12 protein-coding genes are annotated in these 10,959 nt (G+C 73.8%); 3 read left to right on the top strand and 9 right to left on the bottom strand.

Translation table 11 applies throughout. The features are described from left to right. Position 1: 1 nt before the first annotated feature. On the bottom strand, positions 2-409 hold the full coding sequence (locus B0I33_RS18345; RefSeq protein WP_106180023.1) for a hypothetical protein: 408 nt from the start codon (positions 407-409) through the stop codon (positions 2-4). Positions 410-459: 50 nt separating this feature from the next. On the opposite strand from B0I33_RS18345, the gene B0I33_RS18340 reads away from it, so the two are divergent. Continuing rightward, positions 460-1,101 (top strand): mycothiol-dependent nitroreductase Rv2466c family protein, encoded by a 642-nt coding sequence (locus tag B0I33_RS18340; protein ID WP_106180022.1) that lies wholly within the window; start codon positions 460-462, stop codon positions 1,099-1,101. Between the two features lie 21 nt (positions 1,102-1,122). Here the strand turns inward: B0I33_RS18340 and B0I33_RS18335 are convergent, their stop codons facing one another. After that, positions 1,123-1,755 (bottom strand): isochorismatase family protein, encoded by a 633-nt coding sequence (locus tag B0I33_RS18335; protein WP_106180021.1) that lies wholly within the window; start codon positions 1,753-1,755, stop codon positions 1,123-1,125. Positions 1,756-1,827: 72 nt separating this feature from the next. Between B0I33_RS18335 and B0I33_RS18330 the strand changes: the two genes are divergently transcribed. Further along, positions 1,828-2,418 (top strand): TetR/AcrR family transcriptional regulator, encoded by a 591-nt coding sequence (locus B0I33_RS18330; protein WP_106180020.1) that lies wholly within the window; start codon positions 1,828-1,830, stop codon positions 2,416-2,418. Here the strand turns inward: B0I33_RS18330 and B0I33_RS18325 are convergent. Genes B0I33_RS18325 through B0I33_RS18315 form a run of 3 tightly spaced genes read right to left on the bottom strand, consistent with a single transcriptional unit; the run spans position 2,415 to position 5,703 of the window. Beyond that, positions 2,415-3,644 carry a dihydrolipoamide acetyltransferase family protein gene (locus B0I33_RS18325; RefSeq protein WP_106180019.1) on the bottom strand — a complete coding sequence of 410 codons (1,230 nt, stop codon included), beginning with the start codon at positions 3,642-3,644 and terminating at the stop codon, positions 2,415-2,417. The genes B0I33_RS18330 and B0I33_RS18325 overlap by 4 nt on opposite strands. Further along, positions 3,641-4,606, bottom strand: a complete 966-nt coding sequence (locus tag B0I33_RS18320) for an alpha-ketoacid dehydrogenase subunit beta (protein ID WP_106180181.1) — start codon at positions 4,604-4,606, stop codon at positions 3,641-3,643. The genes B0I33_RS18325 and B0I33_RS18320 overlap by 4 nt, the downstream gene beginning before the upstream one ends. Positions 4,607-4,620: 14 nt before the next feature. Beyond that, entirely contained in the window at positions 4,621-5,703 is a 1,083-nt protein-coding gene (locus B0I33_RS18315; RefSeq protein ID WP_106180018.1) for a thiamine pyrophosphate-dependent enzyme, read from the bottom strand. Between the two features lie 116 nt (positions 5,704-5,819). On the opposite strand from B0I33_RS18315, the gene B0I33_RS18310 reads away from it, so the two are divergent. Then, entirely contained in the window at positions 5,820-6,302 is a 483-nt protein-coding gene (locus B0I33_RS18310; RefSeq protein ID WP_106180017.1) for an Lrp/AsnC family transcriptional regulator, read from the top strand. On the opposite strand, the gene B0I33_RS18305 is transcribed toward B0I33_RS18310, so the two are convergent. From B0I33_RS18305 to B0I33_RS18290, 4 genes are read right to left on the bottom strand one after another with little or no spacing between them, the layout of a single operon-like run. Beyond that, on the bottom strand, positions 6,289-7,686 hold the full coding sequence (locus B0I33_RS18305; RefSeq protein WP_106180016.1) for a RidA family protein: 1,398 nt from the start codon (positions 7,684-7,686) through the stop codon (positions 6,289-6,291). The two genes, B0I33_RS18310 and B0I33_RS18305, sit on opposite strands and share 14 nt — an antisense overlap. 14 nt (positions 7,687-7,700) lie before the next feature. Continuing rightward, positions 7,701-8,606: a fumarylacetoacetate hydrolase family protein gene (locus tag B0I33_RS18300; RefSeq protein WP_106180015.1), complete on the bottom strand. Its 906-nt coding sequence runs from the start codon at positions 8,604-8,606 to the stop codon at positions 7,701-7,703. After that, positions 8,581-9,396 carry a hydroxypyruvate isomerase family protein gene (locus B0I33_RS18295; protein ID WP_106180014.1) on the bottom strand — a complete coding sequence of 272 codons (816 nt, stop codon included), beginning with the start codon at positions 9,394-9,396 and terminating at the stop codon, positions 8,581-8,583. The genes B0I33_RS18300 and B0I33_RS18295 overlap by 26 nt, the downstream gene beginning before the upstream one ends. Continuing rightward, positions 9,393-10,958: an FAD-dependent monooxygenase gene (locus B0I33_RS18290; RefSeq protein WP_106180013.1), complete on the bottom strand. Its 1,566-nt coding sequence runs from the start codon at positions 10,956-10,958 to the stop codon at positions 9,393-9,395. The genes B0I33_RS18295 and B0I33_RS18290 overlap by 4 nt, the downstream gene beginning before the upstream one ends. Position 10,959: the final 1 nt, after the last annotated feature.

Raw genomic sequence — 10,959 nt, 5'->3', positions numbered from 1 at the left:
CCTATCGTGGGCGGGACCCGGGTGCCGATGCCGAGCGGGGGTGCGCCGTGGCACGCAACGCGACCAGCTGCGCGGCCCAGGCGCAGCCCGCGCCCGCCACCCACCACCAGCCGATGTCGGCCAGCACGGACCAGGCGACCAGCGCGAGGGCCAGGACGAGCGTGGTGAGGAGCGCGGCGGTCGCGCGCCCCCCGAGCCCGCGCACGACGAGCCCGCGGTGGCGGATCAGGTGCCACCACAGCACGGCGCTTCCGGCGAGGACGACGACCATGCCGAGCACGTCGACCACGCCGGGACCGTGCCGCTCGGAGATCCGGACCACGGCACCGGACGAGTCGGGCAGGGCCAGCAGCACCGCACCGGCGACGGTGGTGGCGAGCCAGATCGCGAAGACACGGCGGGCGGTCACGGCGGCAGCGTAGCGGCACCGACGACGAGGAGAGGGACGAGGAGAGGAACATGGCGGCGGAAGGCGTACCGGCGGGTGAGCCGGAGGAGGTCGACGTGTGGGTCGAGCCGATCTGCCCGTGGGCATGGCTCGTCTCCCGGTGGATGCTGGAGGTGCAGCGCGTGCGCCCGGTCCGCGCGCGCTGGCACGTCATGAGCCTCTACTGCCTCAACGAGGGCAAGGAGGTGGAGCGGAAGTACCGCAAGTTCCGCCACTTCCTCGACGCGTCGTTCGGCGCGGTGCGGGTCTTCGCCGCCGCCAGGCAGAAGTGCGGTCCGGAGTGCACGCTGCCGCTGTACGAGGCGATGGGCAGGCGCGTGCACCTGGATCAGCGGCCGCTGGTGGACCGGCCGCTGATCCAGGAGTCGCTCGCCGAGGCGGGGCTTCCCGGGGAACTGGCGGAGTTCGCGGACCGCACCGACTACGACGAGCTGGCGCGGGCGTCGCACGACGAGGCCATCGCGCTGGTGGGCGACGAGGTCGGCGCACCGGTCGTGCGCTGGCGCACGGCGGCCTTCTTCGGCCCGGTCGTCAGCCCGGCGCCCCGCGGCGAGCAGGCGGGCAGGCTGTGGGACGCGTGCACGACGCTCGCCGGTGTCGACGGCTTCTACGAGCTCAAGCGCCGCCGGGACCGCGGCCCCGTGTTCGGCTGAGCGCACCGGCGCGCCGGTGGTTCACGCGACCGGAGCGTGCTCGAGTGCCGACCGCCACGTCCGCACGCCCATCGCCATGGTGGGCACGTGCTCCCGCATCAGCTGCTGGAAGTGCGGCGCCGACGGCGAACGGTGATCCACGGTGAACTCACCGGCCAGCGAGAACCACGTGACCGGCACGGCGCCCGCCTGCACCATGCGCCGCACGGCCGTCTCGTGGGTCTCGGCGGTGAGGCTGGCCGAGGCGTCGACGACGAGGTACACCTCATAGCCCGCGCGCAGCCCGCCGAGCACGGTCTGGAGCACGCAGCCCTCGGTGGACACGCCGGCGATCGCGAGCTTGCGGCGCCCGGTCGCGCGCACCGCGTCGGCGAAGGCGTCGTCGAGGAAGGCGTCGAAGTTGCCGCCGCGCTCGATGACCGGGTGGTCGCCGAGCACCTCGAGCAGCTCCGGGTAGAGCGGGCCGGACGGCTTGGTGGGCATGCCGTTGGTCACGACGAGACCGGTGCCGTACAGCCGCGCGGTCTTCGCCAGCCCGACCACGTTGCCGACGTGCTGCGCGGTGTCGTGCGAGCGCAGCACGTTGGCGAAGCCGACGGCGTGGTCGACGAGGACGATCGTGGTGTTCTCCGGCGTGAGCGGTTCCAGGGACATGGAGGCACCTCCTAATGAACAGTTGGTCATTAGTGAGGATAGCACCGTAATGACCAGCTGTACACTAGGCGGATGACCGCACCCCGGAAACGCGTCCGCGACCCCGAGGCCCACCGCGCGGCGATCCTCGGCGCGGCCCGCGCCGTCTTCGCCGAACGCGGCTACGCCCGCGCCACCATCCGCGAGATCGCCCAGCGCGCCGGTGTCACGCACGGGCTGGTCATGCGGCACTTCACCAGCAAGGAACGGCTGTTCGTCGCCGCGATGCCCGGTGCCCCCGACCTGGTGGAGCTCGTTCCCGGCCCGCCGGACACGCTGCCCGACCGCATCGCGCGCGCGTTCGTCGACCGCATGGAACGCTCCGGCGGCAACGACCCGTTCCTCGCCCTGCTCCGCAGCGCCGCGTCCGACGAGGAGACCGCCACCCGGCTCTACGACGCCATGCGCGAGACCAGCACCGAGGCCTACCGCACCGTGCTGAGCGGGCCCGGCGTCGAGGAACGCGTCGACCTGCTGGCGGCACACCTGATCGGCGTGACGTTCGGCCGCTACGTCGTGCGCGGTGGCCCGCTGGCCCGGATGTCCCCGGACCGGCTGGCCGAGCACCTCGCGCGGACCCTCCGGTGCATCCTGTTCCAGCCCGGCGGGAAGGGCGCGGACTAGAGGTCGGCGAGAGCCGAGCTCGGTGACTCGATGGCGTCGGCGACGAACCGGAGGAAACCGGCGGCCGTCCCGCCGTCGCACACCCGGTGGTCGAACACCAGCGACAGCTGCGTGACGTGCCGGGGCCGCACCTCGCCGTCGACCACCCAGGGGCGCTCGACGATGCGGCCCATGCCGAGGATGGCCGCCTCCGGATGGTTGATGATCGCCGCGCTGCCGTCCACGCCGAACGCGCCGTAGTTGTTGAGGGTGAACGAGCCCGGGGTGAGCACCGCGGCCGAACCCTCCCTCGCGGCCGCGGTGACCCGCCGGATCTCGGCGTCCAGGTCACGCGCGGTGCGGCGGTGCGCGTCGCGCACCACGGGGACGACGAGGCCGTGCCCGGCCTGGGTGGCGATGCCGAGGTGCACCCCGTCGAACACCAGGATCTCACCGGATTCGGTGTCCACAGTGGAGTTCAGCACGGGGTACCTGCCCAGACCCGCGACGACGAACCGGGCGACCAGCGCCAGCAGCCCCGGCCGCTCCCCCAGCTCGCTCCGCAACCGGACGAGCGGCGTCGCGTCGACGTCGACCCACGTCGTGGCCTCGGGGATCTCCCGCCTGCTGCGGGACAGCGTGGCCGCGATGGCGGCGCGCAGGCCGCGCAACGGGATGCGCTCGGCGATGCCGAGGCCGGTGCGCTGGTCGGTGCCGCCCGTGCCGCCCGGGGTGGGCGCGGCGGCACGCTCGATGTCGGCGCGGGTGATCAGGCCGTCCGGCCCGGTTCCCCGGAGCGCGGTCAGGTCGATCCCCTTGTCCTTCGCCAGCTTGCGCACCACCGGGGAGACCACGCGCGGCCGTTCCCCGGGAGCGGCCGCGGGGGCGGGCCGGGACACCCGGCGGCGCCTGCGGCCCTGCCGCTCCCTGGTGCCGTAACCGATGAGGACGTTGCCCGAACCCGCGCGCTCCTCCTCGCGGTAGGCCGCGGTCGCGGGCTCGGCCGGTCCGGAGTCGATCGAGATGAGCGGCTCCCCGACGGCGATCGTGGCCCCCTCGGCACCGTGCAGCTCGGCCACGGTTCCGGCGAAGGGCGAGGGCACCTCGACCGTCGCCTTGGCGGTCTCCACCTCGGCGACCGGCGCGTCGACGGCGACCGGCTCGCCGGGACCGACCAGCCAGCGGATCAGCTGGGCCTCGGTGAGGCCCTCGCCGAGGTCGGGCAGGGTGAACGTCTGGCGGCTCATGACTCATCCCATTGCAGGTCGTCGACGGCGTCGAGGACGCGTTCGGCGGAGGGCAGGTGGTGGTGCTCGAGCTTCGGCGGCGGATACGGGATGTCGAACCCGGTGACCCGCCGCACCGGCGCCTCCAGGTGGTGGAAGCACCGCTCGCTGATCCGCGCGGCGATCTCGGAGGCGACCGAGACGAAGCCCGGCGCCTCGGCGACGACGACGGCGCGGCCGGTGCGGCGGACCTCGGCCACGACGGTGTCCTCGTCGAACGGCACGAGCGACCGCAGGTCCACCACGCCGAGGTCGCGGCCCTCGGTGGCGGCCAGCTCCGCCGCCGCGAGGGCGACGGGCACCGTCGGCCCGTACGCGATGAGCGTGGCGTCCGCCCCGCGCCTGCGGACCTCGGCCCGCCCGATCGGCGGCACCGGGGTCTCCGGCTCCACCTCCTCGGGGGCGAAGTAGTGCTTCTTCGGTTCCAGGAAGATCACCGGATCCGGGCCGGCGATCGCGGCCCGCAGCAGGCCGTAGGCGTCCTGGTTGGTCGCGGGCGCGAGCACGGTGAGGCCGGGTGTGTGGGCGTAGTAGGCCTCGGAGGAGTCGCAGTGGTGCTCGACGCCCCCGATGCCGCCCGCGTAGGGCACCCGCACCACCACCGGCAGCCGCACCCTGCCCCTGGTGCGGTTGGCCATCTTCGCCAGGTGGCTGGTGATCTGCTCGAACGCCGGGTAGGCGAACGCGTCGAACTGCATCTCGACCACCGGGCGCATCCCGTTCATCGCCATCCCGATGGCCATCCCGACGATGCCGGACTCGGCCAGCGGGGTGTCGAAGCACCGCCGGTCGCCGAACGTGGCGGTGAGCCCGTCGGTCACCCGGAACACCCCGCCCAGCGGGCCCACGTCCTCGCCGAACACCACCACCGACTCGTCCTCGGCCAGCGCGTCGCGCAGTGCCGCGTTGATCGCCTGCGCCATGGTCAGCTTCACGGTCACCGCTCCTCCTCCGGTTGCCGCCGCTCGGCGGCCAGCTCCGCGCGCAGCGACGCGGCCTGGGCCGCCAGCTGCGGCGTCGGCGTGGCACGGACGTGCGCGAACAACTCCGCGGGTTCCGGCGGCCGGTCGTCGGCCAGCGCGGCCCGCAGCCGCGCGGCGTCGGCCTCCGCGGCCGCGGTGAACTCCGCCTCCCGCTCGTCGTCCAGGACGGCGAGGCCCCGCAGGTACGCGCGCAGCCGGACGAGCGGGTCCCGCCGCGCCCATGCGGCGACCTCGTCGTCGGTGCGGTAGCGGCTGGCATCGTCGGCGTTGGTGTGCGCGTCGATCCGGTAGGTGTCGGCCTCCACGAGCGTCGGCCCGCCGCCTCCGGCCGCGCGCGTCACCGCCTCCCCGAGCACCGCCGTCAGCGCGGCCGTGTCGTTGCCGTCCACCAGCACGCCGGGCATGCCGTACCCGATTCCCTTGTGCGCCAGGCTCGGCGCGACGGACTGCCGCGCCAGCGGCACCGAGATCGCGTACTTGTTGTTCTGCACCAGGAACACCACCGGTGCGGCGAACACCGCCGCGAAGTTGAGTGCCTCGTGGAAGTCGCCCTCGCTGGTGGCGCCGTCCCCGCACAGCGCCAGCACGACGGTGTCCTCTCCGCGCAGCGTGGCGGCGTGTGCCGCGCCGACCGCGTGCAGCAGCTGGGTCGCCAGCGGGGTGGCCTGCGGCGCCACCCGGTGCCGCGAGGGGTCGTAGCCGCAGTGCCAGTCGCCGCGCAGCAGGGTGAGCACCTCGACCGGGTCCACCCCGCGTTCGACCACCGCCACCGTGTCCCGGTACGTGGGGAACAGCCAGTCGCCGGGGCGCAGCACCGCGGCCGCCGTCACCTGGCACGCCTCCTGGCCCCGCGACGACGGGTACACCGCGAGGCGGCCCTGCCGCACCAGCGCGCTCGCCTGCTCGTTGAGCCGCTTTCCCCGGACCAGCGCCCGGTAGGCGTCCACCAGGACCTCCGGCGGGGGCATCGGGTACCGGTCGTCCTCGACGGCGCCTCCGTCGGCGTCGAGCAGCCGCACCATCCGGAGCTCCTCCATCGGCCACCTCCACTGCGAGACACAACGGTGGAAATCCTGCGACACCTGCTACGTTCTGACCAGAACCAGCGCCATTTCGAAGACGAATGGCTATCCATGACTCCGGGAGGATCCACATGTCCAGCAGCGGTTCCCGTCCGGCCACCGGCGCTGGACACCTTGCTCCCGCACTCGACGCGACCGATCAGGCCATCCTGCGCGAGCTCACCCACGACGGACGGCTCTCCGTCCGCCTGCTCGCCGACCGGCTCAACATCTCGCGCGCCAACGCCTACAGCCGCCTGGACCGGCTCCGCGACTCCGGGGTGCTGACCGGCTACACCGCCGTGGTGAACCACGCCAGGGCCGGACTGTCCACTTCGGCCTACATCACGCTCACGGTGCGGCAGAACTCGTGGCGTGACCTCGCGGCACATCTGCGCCGCATCCCGGAGGTCAAGCACATGGCGCTGGTCGGCGGCGAGTTCGACGTCATCCTGCTCGTCCGGACCGTCGACAACGAGCACCTCCGCCGCGTCGTGCTGGATCAGCTGCCGAGCATCCCCGGTGTGCTCGGCACGCGCACGTTCCTCGTCTTCGACGACATCACCAACCCCTGACCGGCGCGTGGGCGATGACGTCCCACTGCACGCACGCGCCCGGCAGCGGCAGCGGTGCGCCACCGCCGAGGCCGACGCTGCTCAGCGCGGGCGGCTCGGTGGGGAACGCGTCCCGCCAGGAGGCCAGCATCCCGGGCAGGTGCCGCAGGTCGGAGAGGAAGGCCTGGACCTTGCACACCTCGCCCAGCGCCGATCCGGCTGCCTGGCACAACGCCGCCACGTACTCCGCAAGCAGCGCGGTCTGGGCACGGGCCGGGTCGGCGAAGTACGGCGTTCCCACGGAGTCCCGGACGGCCGCGGGCACCGCCCCGGCCCGGGACGCGGGCAGCACCGTGCTCGTGAACAGGAAGTCGCCCGCGTGGACGGCCTGCGGCGCGTGTCCCGGTGGGTCCGGCACCTCGTCGGCGTGGACGGTGCGTTTGCCGGTGGTGGCGTCCCCGGCCAGCAGCACGAGCGCCACCTCGACACGCAGGCCCTTGATCACCAGCTGCGAGCCGGTGACGACGGTGCGGGCGGGCGGCTCGTCCCCGAAGAACTCCCGCCAGACCCGGTCCATCCCGGGGAAGTCGGCCGGGTGGGTCAGCGTGACGTCGGCCTTCACGCAACGGTCGAGCGAGGTGCCCGCCGACTCCGCGATGCGGGCGAGGACGTCGAGCGTGTAGCGGGTCTGCGCCTCGATCTCCGAGCCGAGCCAGATGTAGGGGTTCACCCGGGCTTCCGGCGCGATCATGCTCGGCTCCCCCATGTGCCGGGTGGACATCCAGTCACCCGCGAAGTCGGTGGCACCGAACCCGGAGAGGAACACCCAGTCCCCGTGCCGGACGGCCGGGGCGTACCCGGCCCGGGGCGCGGGCAGGTCGGGCGGCAGGGTGACGCCGGACTTGCGGCCGCCGGTGCCGGGAACGGCGATGAAGTCGAGGGCCAGCAGCGCACCGGGGACGGGAAGCTGCCGGACCCCGATACCGGTGGACGCGCGGAGCGGGTCGCCGACCCGGCGGGCGAGGTTGCGCGCGTACGGGGTGCCCGAGGGCAGCGCGGGCCAGTGCGAACGCGACGCCGCGTACTCGGCGGGGCCGGGGTAGGTGGCCGCGATCCACTGCCAGACCCGGAGCAGGTCGCGCCGCAGGTCGCCGCCCGCCTCGGCGAGCACCGCCCCGGTCGCGTCGAGCACGGCGGCCGACTCGAGGTCCAGCGGTTCGGTGAACCAGGGCGCGTCCTCCGGTGGCCGCGCGCCGGGCAGCAGGCCGGTGGCGTAGTCGGTGGCCATCATGGAGCCACCGAACACCCACCCGCCCGCCTGGACGCCGTGGCTCCAGCCGGGGGCCGGCGGCAGGCCGTCCGGGCGGAGGACCCGCCGGACGGTTGCGGTGTGCCGAGTGGACATGGGCTCCTCCCCGCTCAGGTCTCGTCGACGACCGGGGTCTCCATCACCCCGAGTCCGGTGATCTCCATCCGCACGACGTCCCCGGCTTCGAGGAACACCGGCGGGTCCTGGAACGCGCCGCAGCCGGTCGTCGTCCCCGTCATGATCACGTCTCCCGGCGAGAGCTCGATGACCTTGCTGAAGTCCTCGACGAGGTGCGGGATGTCGACGATCATCTCCGCGCTCGACCCCCGCTGCCGCAGCTCGCCGTTCACCCAGCAGCGCAGCTCCAGCCGGTGCGGATCCGCGATCTCGTCCTTGGTGACGAGCCACGGGCCGAGCGGTGCGCCGGTCGGGATGCCCTTCGCCCGCGTCATCTGGGCGAACAGCGGGCTGAGGTGGACGTCCCGGAACGCCAGGTCCCGCGCGGTCACGTCGTTGGCGATGCAGTACCCGGCCACGTGGTCGTAGGCGCGCTCGGCGGGGATGTTCCGCCCGCCGCGCCCGATGACGACCCCGATCTCGGTCTCGTAGTCGAGCTGTTCGCTCTGCCGGGGCCGCACCAGGGCGTCGTTCGGGCCGATGACGGTGTTGGAGGGCTTGAACACGATGATCGGTTCCGAGGGCGAGGGGGCGTTCTTCCTGCCCGCGGCCTCGTCCACATGCGACTGGTAGTTGCCGCCCGCGACGATCACCTTCTCCGGCGACGGCACCGGCGGTCCGAGCCGGGTGGTCCGCTCGTCCAGCCAGCGGACGCCGTCGCCGTCGAGCGCCTCCGCGAGCACCGGCCGCAGCAGGTCGAGCAGCCCGAGCAGCGTGTTCGTGTCGATCGCCGGGTAGCCGAGCGAGCGCAGCAGCGGGTCGAGCGGCGCGATGCCCCGGCCCGGCACGGCGATGCCGGGCCGCTCGGCGCGCTCAGGTCCGTAGCTGACGATTCTCATCGCGATTCCTTTCCGGATCGGTCCCGCCGTGCCGCGGGTGGTACTCGAGTCCCACGAAGCCGTCGTAGCCGACCGCGGCCAGCGCCTTCGTCACGGCCGGGAAGTCGATCGACCCGGTGCCGGGCCTGCCGCGCCCGGGAGCGTCGGCGAACTGGACGTGCCGGATCAGCCCGGCGAACTCGCGGACGGCCGCGACCGGATCGGTCCCCATCGTGGTGAGGTGGTAGGTGTCGAGGAGCAGGCCCACGTTGCCGTGGCCGGTGGTGTCGTTCACCCGGTGGACGAGCTCCGCCGTCCGCCGGATGTCGGTCAGCGGGAAGGCGGGGCTGTCGGTGGTGTTGAGGGTTTCGAGCACCACGCAGGCACCCAGTTCGGCCATGCGGTCCGCCACCCGGACGAGCCGGCGCAGCGCCGTGCGGTCCTGCTCGCCCGCGTCGTGTCCGGGCAGCCGGTTGCCGTAGAGCGCGTTGACGGTGCGGCAGCCGGTCCGGTCCAGCAGGCAGGCGACGGCCTCCAGGTTGGCCTCCACCCGCGCCTGCTGCGCCGGATCGCTGAGCAGGCCGCGGTCTCCCCTTCCCGGGTCGCCCGCGTCGAGGTTCAGCAGCACCAGCCGCAGGTCCGCCGCTTCGAGCGTGCCGCAGAAACGGTGCAGCTCGTCCGCCCCGGGCGCCGGGTCGACGAACGGCCACCACGTCTCGGCGAAGCGGAACCCGGCCACCCGCGCCGCCGCGGCCCGCTCGGCGAGTGGGAGGTGGCCGAACAGCATGGAGAGGTTCGCGGCGTACCTCACGGTCGCCTGCCCAGCAGCGAGCCGAGGACCGCACGCAGCCGGTCTGGCCCGTCCGCCGGGTGGGCGAGCCAGGCCACGATCCCGTCCGGGCGGACGAGCGCGGCGGGCCTGCCGTGCAGCACGTCCGGGTCCACCGCGGCGAGGACGAGGTCAAGGCCGAACCGCTCGCCCTCCGCGCGTGCCGCGGCCCATTCCTGTTCCCGGCGGGTGACGAGCGTGAACCGGTCGCCGAGCGCGACCGTGCTCGACCGCCGCTCGCCGTCGATCACCACCGGGGTCTCGGGAAACCGGTGCCCCGGCCGCGCGTACCGCAGCGGCGTGCCGTCCGGCACCTCGCCTTCGGCCACGGCACCCGCGCCGTAACCGAAGGCGAGGTCCTGCTCGACGGCCTCGACGTGGTCCCGCTGCTCCTCGAGCAGCCGGTGCAGGGCGGTGTCGTCCCCGCGGGCGATCGCGGCGCCGATCTCGCGGAAGCGCGCGCCGTTGGCCACGCTCCATGCCGCGTTGGCGCGCGCGACCCCGATGCGCTCGGTCTCGTAGGTGTCCAGCAGCGCGTCGCCGGCCAGGCCGCGCAGGACCAGGGCCAGCTTCCAGACCAGGTTGTCGACGTCCTGCACCCCGGTGTTCATCCCGAAGCCGCCGGTGGGCGGGAACGAGTGCGCGGCGTCGCCCGCGAGGAAGACCCGCCCGGCGCGCCAGCGGACGGCGACGCAGGCGCTGATCCGCCAGGTGGTGATGTCGATGATCTCCGGGTCGATCTCGGCGCCCACCGCGCGGCGGATGATCGCCACCGCCTCGCCGGGATCCGGCGGCCGGGGGCGGCTCCCGCCGCCCGGCCGCGTGACCATGGTGACCCACCGGTCGCGCCCGTCGACGCAGGCGATGCTCGCCGGGTGGCCGAGCCGGTGTCCGGTGAGGAACTGGATGCACAGGCGTCCCCTGGTCCACCGGCTCAGGTCGCCGTGCCAGTAGATGCTCTGCCCGTAGCCGAGGACCCCCTCGCCCTCCACCGCCACGCCGAGGAGGTCCCGGACGGTACTGGCGACGCCGTCGGCCGCGATCACGTAGTCGGCGGTGACCCGGTCACCGTCCCGTGTCGTGACGGTGACCTGCTCCGCGCTCTGGCGCAGCCCGGTGACCTCGGTTCCCCAGCGCAGGTCGACGCCGCCCGCCCGGCGCACGGCGTCGAGCAGGACCCGCTGGACGACGTCCTGGGACACCCGGCGCGGGCCGGTCACGCTGACTCCGGCATGCCGGTCGTCGGGGCGCGGGCTGCGGGCGATCTCCGCACCCGCCAGGGAGTCGCAGTAGATGAACTGGTTGGCCCCGGCGGGAAGCGCCCGCGCGTCGAGTGCCCCGGCGAGCCCCCACCGCGTGAACAGCTCCATCGTCCGTGTGCGGACCCCGCGGGCCTTCGGATGCGGGCTGGGTGCCGTGTCCCGTTCCAGTACGGTGCAGCGGATGCCCGCGCGGCGCAGCAGCAGTGCCGCGGACAGGCCGACGGGCCCGCCCCCGACGACGGTGACGTGCGGGCCCGGTGACCCGCTCGGCGCGGAAGGCATG

Source organism: Prauserella shujinwangii (genome assembly GCF_003001955.1).
GTDB classification, from domain to species: domain Bacteria; phylum Actinomycetota; class Actinomycetes; order Mycobacteriales; family Pseudonocardiaceae; genus Qaidamihabitans; species Qaidamihabitans shujinwangii.
This window is presented reverse-complemented; position numbering and strand designations above follow the sequence as displayed.